We start from the raw sequence: 25,819 nt of genomic DNA, 5'->3' as shown, positions 1-25,819 counted from the left end.
AACTACTCAACTTCCTCTATAGTAACTTCGTAATCAGGGTTAAACTTCACAACATACAAGCCCCTGTTAAAGAATCCACCCCAATTAGCCATACGGACAAAATCCAATTTTGATTGAATAGTATGCGGCTGATGATGCTGGATACAGTGTGTAAAATTGGCACCATAGTTTCGCAGTGCAGTTACGAAATAATAGGTTACATCATGTCCCCATAAACTATAACGGCTTAAGTTAGAATTCACAGATGCTGTCTGGAAAAACGGAGATATTGCCATTGGCTCTGTCCCGAACCAACTTCGGTAGGTATTGATGCGTTCATTGTTAATCGTATCAGTATAATCTACCGCATAGTAACTGAATATATGGCCATTGAGCTTATGTATATCCTCTGGATTAATGGTATTGTACTTCATCCACTCTGGCAAGCCCCATAGCGTAACTGGTGTTTTCGTTTTATCCGCTGCACCCTTTACAGTTGTAATAATACGATTGACCTGCGCCTCTTCCATCGAAGGAATAATTACGGCGTTCTCCTTATCGTTCGCAAACATACGCTCCATGCTTACCAGGTCATCCTGCTTAAAGTTATACTCAACAAAGTCAGGCACCTGGCCGTTTTTAAAGCTCTCCCAATAAACTTTGTCACGAATTAGCTGACTAAGTTTCTGTTCAAAAGCATTGTCTTTACTTTCCGTACGAATCATCACCAGGCGCTTACCCATCGACTGTTGAATCATCTTTTGAGCCATTATATCAATCATCAGGGTATCTGGTGCATTGGCCTGAAACAACAGTGGATTATTCTCCAGCTCACTATTACTGGTTGATAAAGGATAAACCATCGGTATGTTATTCACCCTTGAGAAATCGGAAACTAATTTAAGGTTGGATGAATATGCCGGGCCAATAATAAGGTCAGCATGTCGCAATTCTGGTTTATTGAGTATCTGTTTCACCTTATTGCTATCAGGAGCGGTATCATACACAAACAAGTCCACATTAACCCCCTCTTTCTTCAGAGCATCCAAGGCGAGTAATGTCCCCTGATAAAACTCGACAAACACTTTGGAACGATTGGATAGTTTGCGTTTCTCATTCTCAACCTGTATGGTATCGCCATCAACCTCTTCTAAAGTATAATTAATTGCTTTGGTTGCTTCAACGTTAAATGGCAGCAAAACAGCCACAGCAATAGAAGGCTTTGATATGTTATAATCATAAGTATCACAAGCTTGCTTCTCAAAGGCGAAAGCATCTTCAGTACCGCTCTCCGCCTCATCAGTCTCTACAATACGAATTGATTCATAATAATCTTCCACCCATTTTTTACTTGGCACCTTAATAATCATTCCTTTTCGCCAGTCATTCAAATCAATACCTGATGAAGTATTCACTTTTTCAATCAGTTCGGCGGGCACGCCATACGTCTTTTCAACATCGTATAAGCTCTCGCGTTTCCGTATTTTATGGTCAATCAGAACAGCATCCTTAAACGGATCTTGTTTTTTGGCCTGACGAATGCTCGCTTTAGGTATGCGAACCAGGTAGCCCAAAGGTAAATCATCGGCATTGATGGAAGAATTGGCCACAATCACATCCTGCGATCGGGCATTATATTTCTCCGAAATGCTATATAAGGTTTCACCGCTTTTAATTTTATGGTAGATATAAATTGCATCCTCTGAACCATCGACCAGCTGCGGCTCCACCACTGTTTCTTCATCAGCTTTTTTGACTGGCACTCTTACATAAGAGCCGACAGTTAATATACCAGACTCAAGCCCTTTGTTGTGCTTAATGATGTCGCGAATATCAACATCATATTTGCGGGCTATGGCATAGAGTGTTTCTTTGGGTGCTACTTTATGCAGATGATACCCTTCTTCAATGGCTGACTGGTCATGCTTCACTACATCCTTCTTGGGAATCTTAATCATGGCACCTACCAGCAGCTGCTGATTACTGCCAGGATTGTTTTCATAGATGTCCTGCAAATCCACCTTGTAGCGTTTTGAGATATAATAGGCAGTCTGCCCTTTTTCCACTGTATGATAAATATACTGTCCGGTATTTAATTGCTCCTCGGTACTGTTACGTCCCTTTATCACCGGCACTTTTATCAATTGCCCTTCTTTTAGCCCTAAGGCAGCCGATGGATTGACCTCCAATATCTCTTTCTGCGAGACACCATAAGATACGCTAATGCGATACAAGCCTTCGCTCTTACGGACTTTATGCAGGTAATACTCTTGCCCGTCAATGATTATCTTTTCGGTGCCTTGCGGAATACCTTCCTGCGCCAGCATACCAAATTCTGAAATCGTAAAAAGAGCAATAAACAGGTTTAATAAGATGATAATCTTCTTCATATTTTACACATACTAAAATCGCAAGCTGACACATGATGATTATATGTCAATAGCGAAGAAAGCTCAAAAGTAAAAAAAAGCGGTGAAACCTAATAAAGGATTCACCGCTTTAATAATTCTTCACAGCTTAACGAATCAAGCTATCGGCTTATGTTATTGTGGATAATTTGGACTGATGAGTATGTTTTTGTCAAAGGACTGAAGCTTTCCTTTCTTCACATAGGGCTCTCCACGCTCTTTAAGATGCTCAACCATTTTCTTACGCCATGCTTTAAGCATCTTTTGATATTGCTTGTTCTCAACTAGATTTCGTTCTTCACCTTTATCAGCAATGAGATTAAATAATTGTTCCTCACCTGTTCTGAAAAACCAAACATATTTAGTTTCACCATCAGTTAGTGCACACCAGTAATTATGCTCATCGTAGGTGGTTGCATGCTCCAGATCAATATACTGGCGCCACTCGGCAGCTTCATCTTTTATCAGGTCCATCATCGACAGACCATCCATTCTTTCGGGTTGCTGAGCGCCTGCCACATCAAGCATAGTTGGCAGAATATCTCTCAGCTCAACGCATTGCAATAGCTCACTTCCCTTTTGCACAATACCGTTGACATTATTAGGCCATTTTATAATAAACGGTACTCTTGTTGAGCCCTCATAAGCGTAGGTTTTGCGCCAGTGGTTATGGTCACCCATCATATCACCATGGTCAGACACAAATATTATCAGGGCATTATCATACATGCCTTTCTCTTTCAGCTCATTAATAAAGCGACCTATCTGGTCATCAATAAATGTAATGGCTGCATAATAGTGGCGTCGTGAATTAATGGCATGTTCAACCCCATAATCGCCGAAAGCAGCATCTTTATTTTCAGGGTAATTTGCAAAACGCTCTGCCCATTCGCCCATATATGGTTCAGGTATATCGACTCCCTCATACATATCGAGGTAACGCTTAGGTGGATCATATGGACTGTGCGGACGGGCAAAGCTTACCTTCATAAACAATGGCTCATCCTTATTATATTCGTCTACAAAATCAATGGCTGCTTGAGCAGTCCAGTATGTAGGGTGTAAATCTTCGGCTAACAAATAAGTTCCAGCTCTGTGCTCATTCCACCCAATACCTGTTGCGTCAGGATCAACATTGGGAGCTTTCTTTGCAAACCACTGACGATAATCACTAACAAAACCTTCAGACTCCACCCTACCACTTTCATCTAACAATGTTTTGTGAAAACCATGCAGGTTACGTTGAGGGTGCCAGTGCATTTTACCTATTCCAATGGTATAGTAGCCATTATCCCTGAGCATCTGAGGCATCTCATAGTCATACTTTTCAGCAACTTTATAGTACCCTAGCATACCATGCTGCCATGGCGACATACCAGTCAGCATTCCGGCTCTGGCAGGTGTACAACTGGGCACTGAACTATACCCATTTGAAAACCAGGCTCCATCATTAGCCAACGCATCAAGATGTGGAGTTTTAATAAGTGGATTTTCTTTCCCCAGGCAATCACCTCTTTGCTGGTCGGTCAGTATCAGGAAAATATGTGGTTGTTCCTGCGCTCTGACGGGCCATATGGCAATAAACAACAACAGGCAAATAATGTACTTCATATCTTATGGTTTTTGTTACCAAACAAAAATGGAATATAATGCAGATGTATAAAGCAATTGTATGTTCAAAATTGAGGAGAATTGAACAATGAAGGAATTTACAGACTACTTAGTCAATCGTCAATTGGCCATCTGGACCAAGTACAAGGCGGCCATCAAGCTCCTCGTTTGATTGTGGATGAACAAAACCTTTTATAACGCCGGTTTTTTGTTTGAGCACCAATGCTTCCACCTGCTTAGAAGTAAGTTTTTTACCCATAAATTCGAAAGGAATTCGCAATCGGCAACCGTTCCGGAAATTATTACAACCATAAGCAGCTTTGCCTTTCACCACTGTTCCTGCCTTGCATAAAGGACATGTCCACACATCCAGCTCGGCTTTTTCAAGTTGTAAAGTAAATGCATCATCCAACAATACCACTCCGTCAACTTTGGTATCACCCTCAGTAAAGCCTTTAATTATAGACGTCTTTCCTTTTTGTATTAATTGCTGCACTTGTTTATCGGTCAGTTTTTTACCCATAAACTCGAAAGGGATAAGCGTTTTGCAACCTTCTTTAAAACGGGAACATCCCCAGGCTGAGTTGCCTTTTAACATATTTCCCTGCTTACATTGTGGACAAAGCAATGTTTTATCCTCTTCTTTCTTGGGCGACTTTTCGGATTTTTTATCGGTAGATTCTTCAACTACTTCAATTTTTTTCTCAGAGCGATCGTGCTTCACATGAAATACAATGTCAGACACCATTTGCTTCAGTTCGTTCATAAACTCACCAGCATCATACTGTCCCTTCTCAATTTCACGCAGCTTTTTTTCCCAAATTCCGGTTAACTCGGCCGATTTCAACAATTCATTCTTAATGGTATCAATCAATTGCATACCCGTAATGGTAGGATGCAAATTCTTACGCACTTTAGTAATATACTTACGTCGGAAAATGGTTTCGATAATGGCGGCACGCGTGGACGGCCGGCCAATACCATTTTCCTTCATAGCATCACGCAGCTCTTCATCATCCACCTGCTTACCTGCCGTTTCCATGGCCCGTAAAAGCGTTGCCTCAGTGTATGGTTTAGGTGCTTGCGTTTCTTTTTCGATCAAAAGCGGCTCGTGTGGTCCCTTTTCACCAACTTGAAATTCAGGCATAATATCATCCGGCTTCTTCTCTTCCTTACCATCCATAAAAACAATACGCCAGCCTGGATCTAATAATTGTTTACCGGTTGCTTTAAACTCAACACCATTGACATCGCCCATTACCTGCGTATTGGAGATGGTTGCATCGGGATAAAAAGCAGCGATAAAACGCCTTGCTACCAGCTCATACACAACTTTTTCATCGCGGCTCATATTATTGGCATACACGCCCGTTGGGATGATGGCATGGTGATCGGTGACTTTTTTATCATCAAACACCTTTTTTGATTTCTTCAACTTAGCCTTTAGTAATGGCTCCGTCAAATGCTGATGATCTTTCATACCCTTTAATATATTGGGCACTTTCGGATAAATATCGTTACTCAAAAAAGTGGTATCTACACGCGGATATGTCGTCAGCTTCTTTTCATAGAGTGATTGAATGGTTTTCAGAGTCTCTTCGGCAGAGAAACCAAACTTTTTGTTACACTCCACCTGTAACGACGTCAGATCAAACAAACGAGGTGGCGCCTCTTTACCTTTCTTTTTAGAAAAATCTTTTACTTCGAAATCACTTGTCTTGATGGTTTCCAGATAAGCGTTCCCTTCCTCTTTCTGACTAAAACGCCCTTTGGTAGCCGAAAAAACAACCTCTTTGTATTTGGTTTTCAATTCCCAAAACGGTTCGGGCTTGAAATTATCGATGGCCTTCTGCCTCTCAACAATCAATGCCAGCGTAGGCGTTTGCACGCGCCCAATAGAAAGCACCTGACCCTGTTGACCGTATTTCAGGGTGTACAATCGTGTAGCATTGATCCCCAACAGCCAATCGCCAATGGCACGCGAACTACCAGCCGCATACAGGTTTTTGAAGTCTTCTGATGAACGTAGCTTTTCAAAACCTTCCTTGATAGCCTCTTCGGTTAAGGACGAAATCCATAAGCGCTTAATCGGGCATTTTGTGCCGGCCTTGTGCAACACCCATCGCTGAATGAGTTCTCCTTCCTGGCCTGCATCACCGCAGTTAACCACCTCATCGGCACTCTGTACCAGTTTTCGGATAGTATTAAATTGCTTCTTAATACCGGAGTCATTAATCAGCTTGATGCCAAACCTGGAAGGAATCATCGGCAACCACCCAAGGCTCCATCGTTTCCATTCAGACAAATATTCATGGGGCTCTTTTAATGTACACAAGTGACCAAATGTCCAGGTAACCTGATAATTATTGCCTTCATAATAGCCATCACGCTTTGAATTCGCACCAACAATTTGGGCAATCTCAAAAGCTACACTCGGTTTCTCGGCAATACAAACAATCATGAGGTATCGGTAAAAATTGATAGCGAATATACAATTTCCTAAAAAAATAGCTTTAAAAATAGAAGCAGGAGTTATTAACAAATTAGCTTAATTAGTTGATAATCTAAATACTTTATGCTATGAGATTACCGACTTACATCTCCAAAATGAACTTATTGTGAATTTTATTCCTTTTTTTCGGTAAATACTCAAAAAAAGTTGAGCTTATGTGAAAAATGTTCCTACATTTGTTCCTGAACAATTATTTACAAGAGGCTCCTTATTACAAACAATGCCTCACAATTTTTTTTAAATGAATAAAGGTACAGTTAAGTTCTTTAATGATTCAAAAGGTTACGGATTCATTAAGGATGAAGAAAGCAACAAAGAGTATTTTGTGCACGTTACAGGTCTTATCGACGAGATCAAAGAAAATGACGAAGTAACTTACGAGCTTCAAGAAGGCCGTAAGGGTTTAAACGCGGTAAATGTAAAACTAGCATAGATTAGATTTATATTTAAATGAGATTATTAAAAGCTGTTTCGATACGAAGCAGCTTTTTTTCGTTTATTACCCCCAGCTAAAGTGACCTTTCTCATTATCTCCTATTAACAATTTGTCTATCTTGCCTTTTTTTGAAAATCATAAAACAATATACAATGACACAGGAGATTCAATTTGCTCAAGAACTGATTGATTTCATACATGAAAGCCCTACTGCTTTTCATGTAGTTGCCAACACAGCTAAAGAACTTGAGGCTAACGGCTTTGAATACCTCGACATTCGTTCAGAGTGGAACATTGAAAAGGGTGGAAAGTACTACACGACTAAAGCCGAATCGGCCCTATTTGCTTTTCAGATTGGTAACGATGCCCCTGAAGAGAGCGGATTAAGGCTGATTAGTGCTCATAGCGACTCACCAGGCTTTAAGATTAAGCCACAGCCCGAAATGCTGGTCAATGACAGATACCTCAAACTGAATACCGAAGTATATGGTGGTCCTATTTTGATGACATGGCTTGACAGACCTCTTTCACTGGCAGGACGCGTTTTACTTAAAGGACAACACACTTTGGCACCACAATCGAAATTAATTGATTTCAGAAAACCATTATTGGTTATTCCAAGTGTGGCCATTCACCTTAACAGAAGTGTTAATGATGGTGTAGAGCTTAACAAACAGGTTGATATGCTGCCGTTGATGAGTATTGTTAATGACACCCTTGAAAAGGACAATTACCTGTTGAAGATCATTGCTGACGAACTAAAGGTGGACACGACTGAAATACTTGACTTCGACCTGTTCGTTTATGAGTTTGAAAAGGGCTGCCTGGTTGGTCCAAATCAGGAATTCATCTCTTCACCTAAGTTGGATGATTTAGCTATGGTGCATGCCGGACTTAAAGCTATTACTACTCAAACTAACACGTCTGCCACTAATATACTTTGTGTTTTCGACAATGAAGAAGTGGGAAGCGTGACCAAGCAGGGAGCCGGCTCGCCTGTATTACGTAACATCATCGAACGCATCATGGAGAAATTGGGCAAATCGCAGGAAGAATACCAAAGGTGCATTTATCAATCGTTTATGATTTCGGCTGATATGGCGCACTCTGTTCATCCTAACCATCCCGAAAAACATGATCCTGTTTTGAATCCATTGATGAATGAAGGGCCAGTCATTAAAATTCATGCCAATCAAAAGTACACCACCGATGGTGAGAGTGGAGCTATATTCGAAACAATCTGCAAACAAGCCGATGTGCCGGTGCAGAAATTTGTTAACCGCTCAGATATGGTTGGAGGCTCAACACTGGGCAATGTATCTACCGGTAAAATAGACATTCGAACAGTTGATATTGGTAACCCAATGCTAGGCATGCACTCGGTTAGAGAGCTTGGTGGTACTTTAGATCACACCTACGTAGCCAAAGCATTCACTACCTTCTATAACCTTGACTAATTAAGCAACAACTTAATTAGATAACAGCAGCACTTTCCAGGTGCTGCTTTTTTTGTCAAAAAGTGTACATTTACCATTCCGTTTGGAGAGAAAGAATATTATTATTTAAAAATGTAGACTTATTTACTACCACAAACTCAATCTTATGAGATTAATTCAATTAGCAATTTTACTTTTAACAATTACACTCCTGTCAGCATGTAAATCTGCACAAGTATATTCCGATCACGATCCGAGTGCTAAGTTCGACAGCTATAGTAACTTCATGGTACTTGAACACATGCGTTCAATGCCCATTAAGGAGAACACTAAATTATGGCTGCACGATGCTATAAAAGAGCAGATGCAAAAACGAGGTTATTCAGAGAATAAAAGCCCTGATTTACTGGTGAAAATTATGATTAAATCTAAAACGAAAGAAACCACTTCGTTGCAACGGAATGATAAGTTTTACTGGGGCAGCACCTATTATCCATATGGCTGGGGACTTAATACTGGTGTTGACAGAGTTGAGTACAACACACATACTGAAGGCACAATAATCATTGATGTTATTGACCGCGAAAGGAAAGAACTGATTTGGCAGGCCAGTGCATCCGGTGCTGCAAAAAACGACAAAAAACTAACCGAAGAAGCTGTTAAGAAGCTTATTGAGAAAATTTTTGTCACTTATCCGTTAGCACCAAAGCAATAATATTACAATCTTACTAAAAGGGTGAACAGGTCAGCACAGGGCCTTTCACCCTTTTCTTTCATCGATACTCACTTGTACATTTTAGATAGACATGGACAAACACGAACTTTCGGAGACAGATAAAGCATTTTTTCAGGATGGATTACGCCTGGCTGAAGCAGCAACAAATAATCAGCCCGCAGCCAGCAAGCTTTGGCAGGCTACCAGGCAAGAACAGGATGCTATCGAAGGACTCATTGAAGCACTTGGCACTGAGGCAGCACGCCAAAATATCACCATCGACTGCCGAAAAGGCTGCAGCTGGTGCTGTCACCAGCCTATCTTTGGTGTTTCACATGAGTTTCATTACCTCTGGAAGTTTATAGAACTCAACATGAGCGAAAACGAACAACAGGACGTATTGCAAAGAGCATTTGACAATTACCAGAAGAGAGGCCGTCTTTCACAGGATGAGTTAAACAAAAGTAAGTTACCATGCCCCTTGCTTAAGGATGGCGCCTGCAGTGCCTACCCTGCCCGTCCGATGGCCTGTAGAATATACCTGTCTATGTCTGAAGAGAGCTGTAAAAGATTCCACGACAGCCCGGAAGATGAAAACAACTACCCGGCCCTGCTCGAATTTCCTTTAAGAGCCGGACAAATGATGAACGAAGGCTTTACTGAAGGCCTTAAGCCAACCGGAATGGTTAATAATGAATACCTCATGGAAGAAGGCCTGTTAATTGCGCACAACAATGGTGACCCAATCGACGAAAATAATCTCAGTAATCATTCACTTTTTAAGAAGCACTAATTTACCAACCAAACCTCCCCCTGATGAATAACCCACAAAAAGAACGAAAAGCATTTATTACCCGAACAATTCTTATTTCAACAATACTAATAGCAGCCGTAACCGGCACATATCTCTATTATTTCGCATTGGTTTTTAATGCCATTGAGCACGGCAAAGTGTATGGCGAAAGCACTGTAAAAGGTGGCAGGTATGAGGTATACACGCTTAAATACTATTACCAGCACATCAACAGCACCTACTTTGATAAGGTTGACTACGTGATAGGCCAGGAATTGCAGCTGGGAGACTCAATAGCGGTACGTGTGCTAAAACCCTATCCACCCAAGCATATGGTTGATAAAGTTTACCGCGACGATTCAAAACGTTTCACCTACGACTGCAAAGATGGCTTTCTGATAAGGTATAACGAGCACATTAACACCATTACGGACTATGAAGATAAAGCGTCGATAGTAATCCAGACAGCCGAAGACAACGCTATCCATTTATCTGGCACTACTTCAAAAAGGATGACAGAAATAATGACTGACGCCATTGACAATATCAAGTTCAACATGGGATCACTGATTGATTATTACATTTTTAAAACCAGCAACGATACGGTTTACCTGCATGCAGTCTATCATTATCTGAATGACTTCTCCACCGATGCCATGCCTTCAAAAATGCTACACCAACAGCTGAAGAAGCAATTAACTGACAAACACATCCACATATCGGTAGTAGAGAAAGATAATCCCAAAAAGGAATTCATACTTGACAAGAACTGGTAATACTGTTTAAGGCCCTTCGAGAAGTGTTTCCAAAACAATACCTTCAATAAGGGCCCCAAAAACTTTTTACCAATAGGGTGCTAATATTTGCAAACAAATGGTCATATCTGCACTATCCCTAAATTTTATTTTACTGAAATCGCATAGAAGTTGCCATTAGCATCTCCTATGTAGAGAATATCCTTTTCAATGAAAGGACTTGACAGAAAAGCACCTAACCCAAGGATCTGCTGCTCCACTTCTTTGCTATTGGCTCCATACAACTCAACACCATCAGCGAATTCTGTTTCCGACTTAAATAGTTGTGCATAGTGCTGGTGGCTTGCGGCGGTCTGAAACTCAAAAACAATTTCACCAGATTGAGCAGATACGCCATAAAGCTTTCCATTGAAACATCCGAAATACACGATACCATTGTTAGCCGCAGCAGTTGCATACACGCGCATATTCAAATCTTTTTGCCACTGAACAGCACCATTATCGGCATTGAAACAATAGAAACGATGCGTATCCGAAGTACCGAAGTACAAATTATCACCTACAAGCAAGGGAGTGGCAATCACCCAGCTCCCACGCTCTTTGTAATTCCAATGGCCTCGTCCACTGATCACATCCAGGGCGTAAACATTATAATCGCGACTACCGAAAATAACTTTATCCCTATAGATACAAGCCGCTTTTTGAATGGCTCCATTGGGAAAATACCTGTCACCAACGGTCTTGAAGGTCCAGACTACTTCTCCTGAATGACCATCTATAGCATAGAAACAGCCATCAAAACTACCAATCAATACTTTTTCATCGTGAATGACCGCTGAGGCATGCACAACCCCACCAGTCCGGTATTTCCAGACCAACTCACCGTTTTCTGCATTGAGCGTGTAAATGTGCTGATCGCCACTTCCGATGTACACTATCCCTTTATGAATAACCGGTGACGACAAATAATAATCCCACATATCCACGGCTTTTTCACCATCCATGGCGAATGACCACACCTCGCTACCGCTCATCCGATCAAACGCCTGAATGGAACCACTGGCATCGTTGATAATTACAAGTCCGTTATAAACACATGGTTTGGATTTTATTGCCCCTTTTACGCGTGCTGTCCAGATAGACTTTCCTGTTTGCTTGCTAAGGGCATAAAAGTTGGAGCCATTATCCCCAAAATAAATACAATCCCCATTAACTTCAGGGGATGAATAAATGCCCGACTCTGCTTTAAATTGCCACAGCAGAGTATCCTGTGCACTGATATAAAGTGAAATAAATGATAAGAACAAAGCAATAATAATTTTCATAATTCATATTCAATTTGATTATACTAAAGAGACAGTTACACTGCCTCTTTACCCTTACTCAACCAACTCTCCGGTTTCAACTAATGTCTCAAGATAAGGGCGCATACCGAATTCATTTTGCAACTTTTCATATTCTTCCCCGATATTCAGCTGCTGACGAAACTCGGTTCGCCGGGCTCTTACCATGGTATTCTTTTCGGTATAGCGGGACGATACAAAATCGAATATACCCACTTTGTAGCCCAGCTGCTCAAGTAACAATGCACGCATGGAGTCAGCTACCATCATCAGTGTTTTATCTCTGAAAGCTTTGTGGCGTAACACGGCTTTTAGGCTATCAGACTTCAATGACAGCGAATGCTGACAACACGATACCGACAGAATGATACCAGCCTGGCTCCTCACTCCCAGATGAATGCTTTTATCCGTTGCAGTGTCGCAGGCATGTAACGAATACACCATATCAACACTCCCTTTTACCTCAAAGGCTTCAATGTCGCAGGCATGAAACTGCATGTTCGTGAAATTTAGACGCCTGGCCAGTTCCTCGTTTTGACGCATCAACCGCTCGTTATTATCGATGCAATGAATAATAACAGGACGTTGTTCGATGTGTTGGTAAAAATAATAGACCAGGTAGCTGAGGTAGCAATTGCCGGCACCACTGTCTATTATAACAACGGGCCGCTTCTTTGATAAACGGCGCAACTCGGCATGTATCACTTCCAGATAAGCAATAATCTGCTCTATCTTTACTTCGTTATCTTTAGATATATATGCATTACGTGATTGTAATTTAATAACCTGGAATAAGTCGCTGAGCGCTTCCCGGTTAAGTTTATTTATTAGCATTTCGTGAACGTTTAATGTACACGGAGCAAACCATTAAATCAGGCTATAAAAATCTGTATGAAAAGGTAAAATCCGAAAGAAAATTTGGATAATCTGATTACAACAATCTGCCCCATTAATTTAAATAATAAGGTGAACTGAACATGTAAAACATGTTGAATAGATTGATATGTAAAAAGATTAGTCATTCCCAAGCCGTGCGATAACGTATGGGGCGGATTTCCGGCAACTATTTTGGTAATTCAGATGCAAAATTAAAGATTTCATCGTTTCCTCCAACTTTCTCAACTGATTATTTATACTTTTGCAGTCGTTAAGGTGCTCATGCTTAAAATGGGAATCCGGTGCTATAGCCATATAAATTCCGGAGCTATCCCCGTAGCTGTAAGCCTCTTGCTTGAATAAAGCAGGTATTGCTAAATGCCACTATCCCTGTTTGGGATGGGAAGGCAGCCATACCGAGGTAAGCCAGAAGACCTGCCTTAACATGAAATACTTCGGGGTAAAGTGAAAACTATCTGCTGCATGCAGATACCTTTCATCGATCCTCCTGAAGCTTGTTGAACAATTAATTATTTAAACAATGCAGGAGCTACAAATCAATGCTGTTTCGACCGAACTAAACAAGGCGATACAGCAAAAAATCGACCTCAAAACCAAACCACTTGGGGCACTGGGAATGCTTGAAAAAATTGCTTTTAAAGTATGCCAGATTCAACAAACAACCACTCCACAATTATCGAAACCCGCCATACTGGTATGTGCCGGTGATCATGGCATCACACAGGAAAAGGTGAGCCCCTTTCCACAGGAGGTGACTTTTCAGATGGTCATGAACTTTTTAGGTGGCGGAGCGGCCATCAATGTGTTTTGCCGCCAGAACAATATTCAACTGCTGGTGGCCGATACGGGCGTTAACTTTGATTTTGAAGCCAATGAGCAATTGTTGGATCTTAAAGTAAGAAAAGGCACCCGTAACTTTGCAGTTGAGCCAGCCATGACTCGCGAAGAGTGCCAAACAGCCATGACGAATGGTGCTAAAGTGATAGAACAATTGCACCTGGAAGGCACCAATATTGTTGGCTTTGGGGAGATGGGCATTGGCAACACCACGGCCGCTACTGCCTTGCTGTGTAAATACACGGGCATATCGGCGAATGAGGCCAGCGGAGCCGGTACAGGGCTTGATGCCGAGGGCATACTACACAAAGCCAGTGTAATTGATAAGGCACTACAGCTTCATGCTGAAATAAGCCATCCGCTTGATATACTGGCCACCTTTGGCGGTTATGAAATTGCCACCATTTGCGGTGCCATTCTTAAGGCTGCCGAGCTAAACATGGTCATCCTTTCTGACGGTTTTATTGCCACCTCAGCGTTAATAGCAGCGCACGCCATCAATCCGAATGTAACGGATTATTGCCTGTTTGCCCACGAGTCGAACGAGCAGGGACATAAACTGATGCTTAAACACCTGAAGGCCGAACCCATCCTGCACCTGGGATTGCGATTGGGAGAAGGTACCGGCTCGGCTGTAGCCTATCCGCTTGTTCAATCGGCCGTGTGCTTTATGAATGAGATGAGCAGCTTTGAAGATGCTGGCGTGAGTAATAAAGAGTAAAATAAAGCTATTAGCTGATGGCTATTAGCTAATAGCTTATTTCTATACCAGACATTTAATCATTAACCAAAGCACATGATACAACAACTCAACCTATTGCTGACCGCCTTTGGCTTTTTTACCCGCATACCCGTGCCTTTTAATGTTGCATTTTCGCAGGAGAACCTGAATAAATGTAACCGATACCTGCCTTTTGTGGGTCTGGTAGTTGGCGGCATAAGCGGATTGGTTTTCTACCTGTCATCATTGCTATTGCCGCATGCAGTAGCTGTGATGCTGTCGATGATTACCTCGGTACTGCTCACCGGCGCTTTTCATGAGGATGGGGTTGCTGATGTGTGTGATGCCTTTGGTGGCGGCTGGACAAAAGAGAAAATCCTCGATATTATGAAGGATTCACGGGTGGGCGCCTATGGCGCAATTGGCATCTTGCTGTTGTTACTTCTGAAATTTACAACGCTGAATGAAATGCCGGCTGCTGCATTGGTTAAGGTGCTGATAGCTGGTCATATGCTCAGCCGCATGATGGCGGTATGGACCATGCACTCGCTGGCCTATGTGCGCGACGATGAAAAGAGTAAATCAAAACCCATTACTAAGTCGCTGCAAAGCCCCGACCTGGTGATTGCCATGTGTATCGCCCTGCTTTCACTGGTGTTATTTGCCGATTGGATGGTCTTTTTGGTACTCATCCCGGCTTTTATAGCTAAGGTGTGGCTGGAACATTACTTCAAAAAATGGATTGGTGGCTATACAGGCGATTGCCTGGGCACCATCCAGCAGGTGAGCGAAATAGTCATCTACCTCGGACTGCTGGCTATATTCACCTTCCAGGCCAATGAGGCTACTTTTCATCTGTTTAAATAAAGAGGCATGATGGAGATTTGGTTAATCAGACACACAACACCCAGGGTTGATAAAGGCACCTGCTACGGTCAGCTGGATGTGCCCTTAACAGACCGTTTTATTGATGAAGCTGAAGCCATCAGAAAGCAGTTACCAGGTGGACTGTTTGATGCTGTATACACCAGCCCTTTAAGCAGATGCACAAGACTTACCAAACTACTTTTTGCCTCGCAGGAAGATTTGACTGAGCACCGGATAATGGAGCTCAACTTTGGCCAGTGGGAAGGTATGGCATGGGAATCAATAGACGCTGACCTGCTTAAGCAATGGGGTGATAATTTTCTGACACAAGCACCACCCGATGGCGAGCACTTCAACCAGCTATTAATGCGCGTCAATAGCTTTATGGATGAATTATTGCTCAATCAACACACGAAAGTAGCAGTGGTAACACACTCCGGTGTCATCAGGGCCTTGCTGTCGCGTTTCCTGTCCATACCGGCCAGCAAGGTGTTTAGCCTCGAACTGAGCTACGGGGCCATGGTGAAAATCATTATTCACACACCGGATTATCAACAAGTAAAATTTATAAAAGGGTAATACCGATTATTTAATGAACTTAGCATTAAGTGCGCATACTTCTTAACGCTATTCATTAATATATCGGCATTATACCAAATGTTAATTTTAAAAAAGGTATAAACAAGATGGCTAAAATCACACTTATCACCGGCGGCCAACGTTCGGGCAAAAGCAACCACGCACAGCAGCTGGCTTTGCAGCTATCTCCCAACCCGGTTTACCTGGCCACGTCACGCATATGGGACGAAGAGCACCGGCAACGCATCATCAGGCATCAAAACGATCGCGGCCCTGAATGGACCAACATTGAGGAAGAAAAAGCCCTGTCGAAGCATGATTTTAGCGGCCGTGTGGTTTTGATAGACTGTGTCACCCTCTGGTTAACCAACTTCTTTTTTGATAATGACAGCCATATCGACCAATCGCTGGAAGAAGCAAAAAGTGAATTTACCCAACTGATTCAGCAGGATGCCACCTTTATATTTGTTACTAATGAGATAGGCCTTGGCGGCATGCCCGAAAACCCAATTCAACGCAAATTTACCGACCTGCAAGGCTGGATGAATCAGCACATTGCCCAAAGTGCCAATGAGGTAGTACTGATGGTGTCGGGCATTGCGGTGAAGGTGAAGTAAGAGGGTGCCTGAAAATCAAAAAAAGATCATAACAAACTTATAATTCGTAAGAAACACCTCTCCTCAATCTTCTCCTTGAAGGAGAGGATGCCCTGACTTAGCAAGATTATTCTATATTAGTGACTGTTGCTTTATTTGTGAAGTCACCTTCTCCTTGAGGAGGATTTATTCCGCCATAGCGGAAAGGCCGGGATGAGGTGATGAAGTTATAGATTGTTAGTATTAAAATTGTCTCTCTTCATAGAGAATACCCTTTGAAAAGCTCAATGAAAACCTTTCCTGTTACTGCCATGGGATCGCTTGCAATTTCCGTCAGGCTCCTGATCCCACCATGGGATTGTCTTACATTTCTGCCACACACCGTTTCCCACCATAGGAAGACTTGTCTGCTCCACCCGGGAGCTTTTCCCACCATGGGAAAGCATAACTTTTCTGCCGACCATTAAATCCTACCATGGGAAAGCTTGACTTGTTCACCCGATAGTGTTTCCTGTCATGGGAAAGACAGCCTGATTAAGCGGGTAAGGTCTCCTACAGCAGGAAGGCTTCAGGAACATCTGACACTGCCATACCATCAACAAAAAGTTATAAAAAAAGGCACCTGCACAAGCAGGTACCCTTTCTCAATCGTATCAATCGCCATTTATGGCATAGTTAATACCTCATCATAGACTCCCCATGTATGATCATACTCTGGTAAATAATGCTCTATCTCCATGGCAAATACCTTTTTCCCATCGCCATTGGTTGAAACTGTTCCACTACCCGCAATACGAGCAGGCAGTTCAACATCAGTCTGGAACCAAGCCTTCTGCTCAGGTACAGAAACAGTGCCTGCGCCCTCATCCTCAATAATCAGAATATCATATCCATCCTCATATAAGGCTTCAGCTTTATAAATGCTCAATCCTTCTGCTTTGAAAATTTCCACTGTCCAGGCTTCTCCAAAAAATGTACTCTCAAAGCTGGCTGTTCCCATCGACGTAAACTTCAACTCCAGCTGCCCGTTAAATTCAGCCGTATGATACAGTGGTGAAGCGTTGTCGCCCGTTACACTTAGTTCGAAAGTGTATATTTTAGCCGGGTCAATGGCCGACGGATTAGTGGCTGATACAACCGCATACGCCACTGCCTCGCCATCAGCAAAGCTCAGGGTTGTGCTTTCCAATACAAACAGTCCGGTGTCATCATTACTGGCCATCTCAAGGTTAGCCACCGTGCCGCTTACATTCTTATAGGTACGGTGAATTGGGAATGAGATACTATAATTATTATCAGCATTCAGCATGTAAGGTGCGTCTATGGCCGTATGCGCCACAGCCACATAATCAACACCTCCGGTATCTAGTTTGGTCATCACATTATCCTGGTCACAGGCCGTTAATGCAACGACAGCAATCATTAAAATCAATAATATATTTTTCATCTGTCTATATTTTGTTTTTTAATTGTGTGAAACATTGAATCTGATGAACCTACCATGGGTTTTGATCTGCGTTAGGATCCAAGGCATCGTTGCCATCAAATTCGGCCTGCGGAATAGACATCACCCAATCAGGACAAAGCGGATCTAAAGGATTAATGTAAGGTATTAATTCACTATGATTGCTTCCTGCAAAATTGCGGGTAAATCCAGTGCCCAGTCGCTTAATGTCATAAATGCGTGATACCTCACCCCATAGTTCTATGCGGCGTTGCAGCATAATCTCATCCATTAAAGTGATGCTACCCGATGCTGGTGTAGTTGGGCCATTATCGCTATTGGTTGTAAGCGCTTTAGAATCGGTTAGGCCACTGATATCGTAGCCCTCCTGGCGTTCTTTCATCAGGTCCTCCAGAATTGTGCGGGCTTCGGCATACTGCTCCAGCATACATTTGGCTTCCGCCTGCATTAGCATCATTTCCTCATGACGCATAAAAATATAGTCACCAGCACCTGTGGCAACATTAGCAAACTGAAATTTAAACTGGTTATAGCTCTTCTCAGTACCTGTAGCTTGTTCATCTTCTTCTGCCAATGGTCCGTACCACCAGCTTTTACGAACATCTGTTACATCCACCTGATCATAGAGCCAGTTACTGACGCAAACGCGCGCACGACTGGCATAATAATCTGACGAACGGGAATCCATATGACCAAACAGCATGGCTCTACCGGCACCGGCTACCTGGTCGTCTAATACTTCAAATCCCCATAAAACACAATTTTTACTGGCATCATTAAAGGCATAACCGCCAGAGATATCGCCAGCTGCCAGCATCGATGAACCACCTTTTAATGCCTCAGTAGCTGCATCATATGCTTCCTGCCATCTTTCCTGCTCAAGCATAATGCGTGCCTTTAAGCCATTAGCCGAATAGTAGTCTAAGTTAGAGATATGCACACGCTCCTGCGCTTTTTCAGGATCCAAACGAACCAATGCACTGTCAATGTCTGCATTGATAAGCTGATACACATCGTTTAATGTACCTCTGCCAACACCTTTAGTCTCAATGGTTGTGGGCTCAGTGTAAATAGGCACACCCGGCAAATCGCCACCTCCAACAGCAATTGACTGCTGATAAAAGCGGGCCAGGTAAAAGTATGAAAAGGCTCTTAAGGCAAAAGCCTGCCCCATTAACGAGTTAATTTTACTTGGAGCCCCCTGCAACTCATCCTTTGATGCCAGGATAGAATTAACATTGGTAATTAAAGTATAGTAGAAGTTCCAGCTCGAATACGGACGCCCTTGTGTATTGGTAAAATCCGATTTCACCTGGTACATATAATCATAGTAGAACCAACCACTACCCATTTCAGCCTGTACCATATCTTCCGCCATCAGGTTACCCGAGTGCACAATGGAAATATGTCCGAACTGCTCATGCTCCCATCCGGTACCCCACTCAGTAACATACATCGCGCGATAAAGTCCATTGATGGTACTCATCGCTTTATCGACATCAGAAAACAACTCTGCACCACCTGCCTGGTCTGTTGGGAATGTATCCAGATTATCTTCACAAGCAGAAATAGCGATGGCTAAACAAACTAGTATAATATATTTAAGTTTCTTCATTCTTTCAGTTTTTAAAATTTAACATCGATACCAAACAGGGTCGTACTTACCGGCGTATAGTCATAATCGGTGGTACCAGTAAAGTTATATTGCGGATCTAAACCATCGAGGTGAGAGAACAGGGCAATATTATCCAATGTTACATACAAACGTACTTTTTCAATACCTACAGAAGACACCAGATTTTGTGGTAATGTATAGCCCAGCGTCACATTCTTAATAGCGAAATAAGATGCATCTATCAGGCCGGCATCATTTTGAGCGCGTGCAAACCCGGTTCCATTTTCCACACGTGGTATATCTGTAATATCACCCGGCTCTTTCCATGCTCTTTTAATGTTTTTATGGTAATTGGCACCTACATAAATTGGGTTCAATAAATCCTGGTATAGGTAATCGTAAACCTTACCACCCACTGAGAAGGTAGTTAAGAACGACGCATCGAAATTACGCAGGAACCTGAATTCACTGCCAAAGGAACCATAAAAGTCAGGTATACGACTGCCGCTGATTACACTTGAATTAACCGCGTCACTTTTCTTATCTGAAATAGAGTAAATACGATTACCATCCTCATCTTCCTCAAACACATGATATAGTTGAGCGCCATTGGTAGGATCAACACCTGCACTCTTTGCCACCCAGAATGAGTTAATCTCCTCGCCAACGCGGTTAATTCGGATACCACTGATAATTTGTTCCTTTTCACCATCCAGTTTCAGAATCTCATTCTTCACGGTTGAAACGTTACCTGAAGCAATCCATTCAAAGTTGCTTGACTTGATGACTTCCACGGCCGTGCTAAATTCGATACCTTTATTGGACATTTCACCTACGTTATCCCAGTAGTTGCGGAACCCGCTTGACAACGGCATTGGTCGTTGCATCAGCATATCAATCGTTTTACGATTATAGTATTCCAATGTAAAGTTGGCCCGGTTAAAAATACGAGCTTCAACACCAATATTAAAGTTCAGGTTTTCCTCCCACTTGATATTCTCATTACCCAGGTCAGCTAAACGTGCTCCTCCCAGCGTAGCATTGGGCCAGGTCAAGTCATATAACGTTTGCCAGGCATAGTAGTTATCTTCATCCACGGTATTGATATTATCATTACCCTGAAGCCCGTAACTAGCCTTCAGCTTAAGGTTATCAATCATCTCCACGCCATCCATAAAGCCTTCTTCTGAAATACGCCACGATGCTCCCAGTGACCAGAAATTACCCCAGCGGTTATCCTTATGGAATCTGGACGATGCATCAGCACGGAAGCTGGCACTTAAATAATAGCGATCTTTAAAATCGTAGGAGATATTCATGAAGTACGATTCAATGGCATAATTGTCTTCGTAGGAAGTCAAATCTTTAGTAGTGGTACCAGGCGCCAGTTCAGTAATACCCGCAAACGGGAAACCAGACTTTTCACCACGCATATAATTGTATCGATAAGCATAGTTCTCATGTCCCAGCAGCACATTAAAGCTATGTTCGCCAACGTCTTTTGTGTAGCGTAGCAACTGGTTCCAGGTATAGGCGAAGGTTCTGATATTATACTTAAACAAGTAGCCTTTTGCAGATGCATAATCGCCAAAATCAGGATTGTTATACCAATAGCGGTTTTCATTAACATAGTCGAATCCCAGGTTGGTGACTAAGCTCAGACCTTTAACAAAACCGCCAATACCGTCACCAATCAGATCCACATGAAAACGGCCTGACAGGTTATCAAACTCACGAACACTCTCATCTTCATAAAGCGTTGCCACAGAGTTAAAGTTGGCACTGGCCCCACTCGGACGGTTCATTCCATAATCGAATTGTTTCTCACCTGTTTCTGATAATATCAAATCACCATTTCGCTCCCGCTGATACACCGGATAAAGCGAAGGCATAAACTGTGCCGAATACCACACGTTGGAAGAGGCTGTACCTGTAGATGAAAGATAATCGGTTTTGGTTTTGGCAAAATTCACATTACCACCATAATTAAACCAGGGTTTCGTTTCAAACTCAGCACCAACCCGGCCCGAGAATCTCTCGAAGTTAGTATTCTTCAATAATCCTTCTTCTTCCAGGTATGCGAATGAAGAAAACACCTGCGTATTCTCAGTACCGCCATTGATCATGATCTGGTACTCCTGACGAACAGCATTATCATTGGTTATCTCATCCTGCCAGTCACTTTCAAAAAGCAGATTAGCATTAGGATTCACCTTACCTGTTATAGGATCGATAAGGCTGGCCACCGGCATATCATAGAAATTGTATTGCTCGTCAGAACCAAAAATACCATTGTTACTAACCATTTCAGTAAGTGCCAGTTCTCCTGCCAGATTGGGTGCAATGTTCTTCTGATAGATCAACTGATTTTTGTAACCCTGAAATGCTGTCTCGATGTATTCAGTTGCGTTCAGCGTTTCGTAAGGCCTTATAGCCCTGTTTGAAATACCACGGGATACTTTAAGCTCAACAGATGTTTTGCCACTTTTACCTTTTTTGGTGGTAATTAGTACAACACCATTGGCACCACGTGAACCATACAAAGCACCTGCCGAGGCATCCTTCAACACAGTAACAGACTCAATATCGCTGTTACTAATGGCATTCATATTTCCATCATACGGAACGCCATCCACTACATATAAAGGAGCATTACTGGAGTTAATGGAACCAAAGCCCCTGATACGAATAGTCGCTCCTTCTCCAGGCTGTCCTGAACCGGAAGTAGTTTGCACACCTGCGACCTGCCCCTCCAGGGCCTTCGTAATATTAGAAGCCACACGCTTCTCCAGTTTTTCAACTCCAACAACTTCTGCCGAGCCGGTAAAAGATTCCTTTTTGGCGGTTCCATATGCCACCACCATCACCTCACCTACCTGCACTTCATCACTTTCCATTTCTACATTAATAGTAGTATTGCCATCAATTGGTATTTCCTGCGTATTCATACCAACAAATGAAAATATGAGCGTAACTGCATCATCGGGTACAGCTAGAGAGTAATTACCGTCATAGCCAGTAACGGTACCAATGGATGTGCCCTTCACCACAACCGATACACCCGGTATTGGCTGACCATCTTCTTTATCAGTTATCTTACCTGAAATGGTCGTTGTTTGAGCAAACATAACGTTGAGTCCGACTAGTAGAATTGCGGACAGTAGACATGCTAATTTTTGCATAGACTAAAGGTTTTAATTAATAATTGTGATTAGTGCCACTAGGGCTTAATTAATATTTTATAATTCACACAACTATTAAACCTTTAGCATAGCGATGATCTATAAACGCTTGGTTTATTATATCCTCGAAGAAAAGGAATAATTAAAATCTATTGGGACTAGATTTTGGTTTAAGTTAATACGATTTTATCTGTTCGTATGAATTGTTATTTAAACAAAAAGACTAAATAAAAATCGTCATTTCGAACATTCAACAGTAACATTCGAAATACTAATTTAATCATTTAATATGAAATAACAACATTTAACTATTTTTAATTTATTCGTTAAATTTTTAAAACCTAGTGTAATTCTAATAAAAATCAGAAGGGGTGCCGCCTGACACCCCTTCCTCACACAACTAAACCTTTAATCTACGTTCCATCACAGCTTAAAAGTTTATGATTTTTCATTACTGTCTTACATCTTGCGTATATGTAAATTCAATTCCATCCATTGCATCACCTATATCGGTCGAGTGGATTTCGGTAATAGTCATATAACCATAATAACTCACATCTTCGAAATCATACATAAATGCATAAACTTCTCCGATAGCAGCATCAGTTATTGTAGCACTAAGTGCAGCAGCATCAACAATCTCTACTAAAGTTGAGAAAGTGTTTAATTCTGCGAATAACTCCACCTGATTACCTTCTTCAATCTCAACAAACATAACATCTGCAGAAGAAATACTACGAGGGCTAACAAAAGTTAAAACGCCAACATCATCACCATCTTTAACAGGCATAAATGCAAAAGGACTATTAGTAGCATCCAAAGCTTCAGCACTAACATCTGGCAACATTTTAGAGACAACAGGCAATTCAATCATTGTCGTTTCAACATGCGCACCTGAAGTAGCAGTAATCTTGTATACAATAGTGTCATTCAGGTTATAATCAACTCCATAGTACTCCTCAGTATATTCATACTCATTACCAGGAGTATCACTATCCATTTCAACAAATGCAGGATTTGGTTCTGCTTCTGTTATGATCTTACGCTCAACCACAACATTTCCTAGAGCGTTAAACATAGTAGCACCGCTTAAGGTAACTTCACTCATAGCAGAATCATATTCCGCAATAGTAGCTGCTGACAATTCTGCTGCTAAAGCTTCAACTACAGCCACAGAGAAATAACTTACACTCTGACTGGAACCAAAATCAACTGTAGTACTAAAACTTTCGCCTTTACCAATTGCCCAGCTTGAGCCAAAGTCAGTCATATCGAAAGTACTACTTCCCTTCATATCCGAAATAGCTACTTTCATATCAGCAACTTCTCCACCATTAATTACCAGCTCACTTACATTTGTATTTGAAGTAGTAAAATTAACTGTAAACGGACTATCGAAGATTGTTACCTCGTCCACATCTACCCCTACGGTTGTAGAAGGCAGAAAATTGGTATCATCATCGTCATCACAAGCAACAAATACGCTAATAAAAACGATTAATACACTGTATAATAATATATTTTTCATATTCATTAATTATTAGGGTTCAATTATTTTTGCCACCATAATTTTGTATCCATTGCATCTCCACCAATGGCTTCGGCTGCAGCAGCATTATTCTCTCCGTTTAGGTTTTGCTCCACTAATGGATAGTTGATACGGTTAGGCAAATCAGTTAAATCTACTAAAGGATCAAACTCATAACTAAATGTGGTAGTCGAACCATCTGCGCGAGGAACAACAACATCGTAAGATTGACCTGGCATTACCAAAGTTTTAGGATAACCAGTACGACGGTATTCTGCCCAAGCTTCATATGGTTGCATGTATAAAGCTATGTACTTCTGAGTTAGTACAGTTTCTTCAGAAGCAGCAGGTAAACCAGCTACATAACTTGCAATTGTAGCAGCGTCAACACCCCATTTTTCCATTGAAGCAGCAACACCCTTTTCGTACCAGGTTTGATCCCAACCATTGTTTTCACTTAACAAGAAGCATACTTCTGAATACTCCATAAATAGTTCAGTGTATTTAGGGTCAAGGATACCATCACCAGGTAATGATTCCCATTCAAAATCACCAACTACATCACGGCTAGCTCCAACAGGTATACCAATTTTAAAACCTTCGTCATTATCAGCTACCATTGCATCAATTCGAGGGTCCCAACCAAATGGACCTCTTTCGCCTTTCAGCAGCTCAACAAAAGTATGCGCTGGTGCAAAGTCTAAACGGTTACTAATGTAAAAAGCAGCATACATAGGTGCTGTATTAGCATCATTGTCGGCAGTATAAGTCACGCCTGCATTGTCAGCATTGCTTGTCATTACATTACCAGAAGCGTCAGCAATATGCTGATTAGCTAAAGTAGCGTTCGCTCCCTTAATGCGGTTGGCTATTCTTAATCTTAAAGAGTTAGCAAATTTCTTCCATTTAGCTGCATCGCCATTAAAGAAATTATCACCATCAATAACATAGTCACCCGTAATTTGAGCTTCAGCTTCATCTAATTCTTTCAGAAGGTCAGCGTAAATTTTAGCCTGGCTGGCATATGCAGGGTATTTTTGATCTCCAACTACTAAATCCAATGCTTGGAATTCTGGGTCATCGCTTCCATATGAGTAATAAGGAATATCACCCCAAACCTCAACAGCCTGATGGAAAACATAAGCCAACATAATACGTGCTGCTGCAATCTGATTTACATTTGGTCCATATGCTGCCATATCAGCTTTTGTAGCCTCATCTGTATTTAAGTCAATAATAGCTTTTAAATCCTCAGCATGCATATAAAGATCATCCCATCCACCTTCGTTAACGGTTTCACGGTATTGAAAACGGTCTTCCTCTGTATAGTTAACCTGTCCCCAATATTGAGCCCACAACAATGCCTGACGTCCTGAAAACCACTCATCACGAGTGTCAGTCATTAACTGTTTTTGTACCCGGTTAATAATACCCGGAGTTGGTACTACTGCTGCAGCATTTGGACTGTCGTAATATTCGACTTCACAGGCAGTCAACGCAGCAATAACTACAACAAGTATATAATATTTAAATATTCTCATGAT

The 25,819-nt window shown here is 41.8% G+C and carries 19 protein-coding genes and 1 riboswitch; of the genes, 9 read left to right on the top strand and 10 right to left on the bottom strand.

Translation table 11 applies throughout. The annotated features are described in order from the left end of the window. Positions 1-2: 2 nt before the first annotated feature. The 3 genes from KDU71_RS07235 to KDU71_RS07225 all read right to left on the bottom strand — a co-directional run bounded on the left by KDU71_RS07235 (position 3) and on the right by KDU71_RS07225 (position 6,459). Positions 3-2,369 (bottom strand): LysM peptidoglycan-binding domain-containing protein, encoded by a 2,367-nt coding sequence (locus KDU71_RS07235; protein WP_212189253.1) that lies wholly within the window; start codon positions 2,367-2,369, stop codon positions 3-5. 153 nt (positions 2,370-2,522) lie between these two features. Continuing rightward, complete coding sequence (locus KDU71_RS07230; RefSeq protein ID WP_212189252.1) at positions 2,523-3,998, bottom strand: arylsulfatase; 1,476 nt, start codon at positions 3,996-3,998, stop codon at positions 2,523-2,525. Between the two features lie 109 nt (positions 3,999-4,107). Continuing rightward, on the bottom strand, positions 4,108-6,459 hold the full coding sequence (locus tag KDU71_RS07225) for a type IA DNA topoisomerase (protein WP_212189251.1): 2,352 nt from the start codon (positions 6,457-6,459) through the stop codon (positions 4,108-4,110). A 292-nt stretch (positions 6,460-6,751) separates the two neighbouring features. On the opposite strand from KDU71_RS07225, the gene KDU71_RS07220 reads away from it, so the two are divergent. From KDU71_RS07220 to KDU71_RS07200, 5 genes are all read left to right on the top strand, one after another. Beyond that, entirely contained in the window at positions 6,752-6,943 is a 192-nt protein-coding gene (locus KDU71_RS07220) for a cold-shock protein (RefSeq protein WP_212189250.1), read from the top strand. 155 nt (positions 6,944-7,098) lie between these two features. Beyond that, positions 7,099-8,403: a M18 family aminopeptidase gene (locus KDU71_RS07215; RefSeq protein ID WP_212189249.1), complete on the top strand. Its 1,305-nt coding sequence runs from the start codon at positions 7,099-7,101 to the stop codon at positions 8,401-8,403. 145 nt (positions 8,404-8,548) lie between these two features. Continuing rightward, on the top strand, positions 8,549-9,097 hold the full coding sequence (locus KDU71_RS07210) for a DUF4136 domain-containing protein (protein WP_212189248.1): 549 nt from the start codon (positions 8,549-8,551) through the stop codon (positions 9,095-9,097). A 91-nt stretch (positions 9,098-9,188) separates the two neighbouring features. Next, a complete protein-coding gene (locus tag KDU71_RS07205; RefSeq protein ID WP_212189247.1) occupies positions 9,189-9,890 on the top strand; it encodes a YkgJ family cysteine cluster protein in 702 nt (233 codons plus the stop codon). A gap of 23 nt (positions 9,891-9,913) precedes the next feature. After that, a complete protein-coding gene (locus KDU71_RS07200; RefSeq protein WP_212189246.1) occupies positions 9,914-10,666 on the top strand; it encodes a hypothetical protein in 753 nt (250 codons plus the stop codon). A gap of 125 nt (positions 10,667-10,791) precedes the next feature. On the opposite strand, the gene KDU71_RS07195 is transcribed toward KDU71_RS07200, so the two are convergent. After that, entirely contained in the window at positions 10,792-11,970 is a 1,179-nt protein-coding gene (locus tag KDU71_RS07195; RefSeq protein ID WP_212189245.1) for an outer membrane protein assembly factor BamB family protein, read from the bottom strand. 54 nt (positions 11,971-12,024) lie between these two features. Next, positions 12,025-12,822 carry a class I SAM-dependent methyltransferase gene (locus tag KDU71_RS07190; RefSeq protein WP_212189244.1) on the bottom strand — a complete coding sequence of 266 codons (798 nt, stop codon included), beginning with the start codon at positions 12,820-12,822 and terminating at the stop codon, positions 12,025-12,027. Between the two features lie 299 nt (positions 12,823-13,121). Next, a riboswitch (cobalamin riboswitch) is annotated at positions 13,122-13,321 on the top strand. Positions 13,322-13,405: 84 nt separating this feature from the next. On the opposite strand from KDU71_RS07190, the gene cobT reads away from it, so the two are divergent. The 4 genes from cobT to cobU all read left to right on the top strand — a co-directional run bounded on the left by cobT (position 13,406) and on the right by cobU (position 16,506). Then, positions 13,406-14,443 (top strand): nicotinate-nucleotide--dimethylbenzimidazole phosphoribosyltransferase, encoded by a 1,038-nt coding sequence (gene cobT, locus KDU71_RS07185; protein ID WP_212189243.1) that lies wholly within the window; start codon positions 13,406-13,408, stop codon positions 14,441-14,443. Positions 14,444-14,518: 75 nt separating this feature from the next. Further along, the gene (locus KDU71_RS07180) at positions 14,519-15,310 is read left to right on the top strand and encodes an adenosylcobinamide-GDP ribazoletransferase (protein ID WP_212189242.1); all 792 of its coding nucleotides are present in this window, start codon (positions 14,519-14,521) and stop codon (positions 15,308-15,310) included. Positions 15,311-15,316: 6 nt separating this feature from the next. Then, positions 15,317-15,889 (top strand): alpha-ribazole phosphatase, encoded by a 573-nt coding sequence (gene cobC, locus KDU71_RS07175; RefSeq protein WP_212189241.1) that lies wholly within the window; start codon positions 15,317-15,319, stop codon positions 15,887-15,889. 107 nt (positions 15,890-15,996) lie between these two features. Next, complete coding sequence (cobU, locus tag KDU71_RS07170) at positions 15,997-16,506, top strand: bifunctional adenosylcobinamide kinase/adenosylcobinamide-phosphate guanylyltransferase (RefSeq protein ID WP_212189240.1); 510 nt, start codon at positions 15,997-15,999, stop codon at positions 16,504-16,506. A gap of 643 nt (positions 16,507-17,149) precedes the next feature. Here the strand turns inward: cobU and KDU71_RS07165 are convergent. The 5 genes from KDU71_RS07165 to KDU71_RS07145 form a co-directional block, all read right to left on the bottom strand. Then, positions 17,150-17,932 carry a hypothetical protein gene (locus KDU71_RS07165; RefSeq protein ID WP_212189239.1) on the bottom strand — a complete coding sequence of 261 codons (783 nt, stop codon included), beginning with the start codon at positions 17,930-17,932 and terminating at the stop codon, positions 17,150-17,152. A gap of 49 nt (positions 17,933-17,981) precedes the next feature. Continuing rightward, positions 17,982-19,565: a RagB/SusD family nutrient uptake outer membrane protein gene (locus KDU71_RS07160; protein WP_212189238.1), complete on the bottom strand. Its 1,584-nt coding sequence runs from the start codon at positions 19,563-19,565 to the stop codon at positions 17,982-17,984. 11 nt (positions 19,566-19,576) lie between these two features. After that, the gene (locus tag KDU71_RS07155; RefSeq protein ID WP_212189237.1) at positions 19,577-22,747 is read right to left on the bottom strand and encodes a SusC/RagA family TonB-linked outer membrane protein; all 3,171 of its coding nucleotides are present in this window, start codon (positions 22,745-22,747) and stop codon (positions 19,577-19,579) included. Between the two features lie 451 nt (positions 22,748-23,198). Continuing rightward, positions 23,199-24,275: a hypothetical protein gene (locus KDU71_RS07150; RefSeq protein ID WP_212189236.1), complete on the bottom strand. Its 1,077-nt coding sequence runs from the start codon at positions 24,273-24,275 to the stop codon at positions 23,199-23,201. Positions 24,276-24,298: 23 nt separating this feature from the next. Beyond that, positions 24,299-25,816, bottom strand: a complete 1,518-nt coding sequence (locus KDU71_RS07145) for a SusD/RagB family nutrient-binding outer membrane lipoprotein (RefSeq protein WP_212189235.1) — start codon at positions 25,814-25,816, stop codon at positions 24,299-24,301. Positions 25,817-25,819: the final 3 nt, after the last annotated feature.

Source organism: Carboxylicivirga sediminis (genome assembly GCF_018156225.1).
GTDB lineage: Bacteria > Bacteroidota > Bacteroidia > Bacteroidales > Marinilabiliaceae > Carboxylicivirga > Carboxylicivirga sediminis.
The sequence above is the reverse complement of the archived record's forward strand: the minus strand, read 5'-3'. Positions and strand labels throughout refer to the sequence as shown.

What these genes read in the sequence shown, in the direction of transcription:
- KDU71_RS07235 (WP_212189253.1), bottom strand. Translation starts at nt 2,369, where the DNA reads ATGAAGAAGATTATCATCTTATTAAACCTGTTTATTGCTCTTTTTACG.
- KDU71_RS07230 (WP_212189252.1), bottom strand. Translation starts at nt 3,998, where the DNA reads ATGAAGTACATTATTTGCCTGTTGTTGTTTATTGCCATATGGCCCGTC.
- KDU71_RS07225 (WP_212189251.1), bottom strand. Translation starts at nt 6,459, where the DNA reads ATGATTGTTTGTATTGCCGAGAAACCGAGTGTAGCTTTTGAGATTGCC.
- KDU71_RS07220 (WP_212189250.1), top strand. Translation starts at nt 6,752, where the DNA reads ATGAATAAAGGTACAGTTAAGTTCTTTAATGATTCAAAAGGTTACGGA.
- KDU71_RS07215 (WP_212189249.1), top strand. Translation starts at nt 7,099, where the DNA reads ATGACACAGGAGATTCAATTTGCTCAAGAACTGATTGATTTCATACAT.
- KDU71_RS07210 (WP_212189248.1), top strand. Translation starts at nt 8,549, where the DNA reads ATGAGATTAATTCAATTAGCAATTTTACTTTTAACAATTACACTCCTG.
- KDU71_RS07205 (WP_212189247.1), top strand. Translation starts at nt 9,189, where the DNA reads ATGGACAAACACGAACTTTCGGAGACAGATAAAGCATTTTTTCAGGAT.
- KDU71_RS07200 (WP_212189246.1), top strand. Translation starts at nt 9,914, where the DNA reads ATGAATAACCCACAAAAAGAACGAAAAGCATTTATTACCCGAACAATT.
- KDU71_RS07195 (WP_212189245.1), bottom strand. Translation starts at nt 11,970, where the DNA reads ATGAAAATTATTATTGCTTTGTTCTTATCATTTATTTCACTTTATATC.
- KDU71_RS07190 (WP_212189244.1), bottom strand. Translation starts at nt 12,822, where the DNA reads ATGCTAATAAATAAACTTAACCGGGAAGCGCTCAGCGACTTATTCCAG.
- cobT (WP_212189243.1), top strand. Translation starts at nt 13,406, where the DNA reads ATGCAGGAGCTACAAATCAATGCTGTTTCGACCGAACTAAACAAGGCG.
- KDU71_RS07180 (WP_212189242.1), top strand. Translation starts at nt 14,519, where the DNA reads ATGATACAACAACTCAACCTATTGCTGACCGCCTTTGGCTTTTTTACC.
- cobC (WP_212189241.1), top strand. Translation starts at nt 15,317, where the DNA reads ATGATGGAGATTTGGTTAATCAGACACACAACACCCAGGGTTGATAAA.
- cobU (WP_212189240.1), top strand. Translation starts at nt 15,997, where the DNA reads ATGGCTAAAATCACACTTATCACCGGCGGCCAACGTTCGGGCAAAAGC.
- KDU71_RS07165 (WP_212189239.1), bottom strand. Translation starts at nt 17,932, where the DNA reads ATGAAAAATATATTATTGATTTTAATGATTGCTGTCGTTGCATTAACG.
- KDU71_RS07160 (WP_212189238.1), bottom strand. Translation starts at nt 19,565, where the DNA reads ATGAAGAAACTTAAATATATTATACTAGTTTGTTTAGCCATCGCTATT.
- KDU71_RS07155 (WP_212189237.1), bottom strand. Translation starts at nt 22,747, where the DNA reads ATGCAAAAATTAGCATGTCTACTGTCCGCAATTCTACTAGTCGGACTC.
- KDU71_RS07150 (WP_212189236.1), bottom strand. Translation starts at nt 24,275, where the DNA reads ATGAAAAATATATTATTATACAGTGTATTAATCGTTTTTATTAGCGTA.
- KDU71_RS07145 (WP_212189235.1), bottom strand. Translation starts at nt 25,816, where the DNA reads ATGAGAATATTTAAATATTATATACTTGTTGTAGTTATTGCTGCGTTG.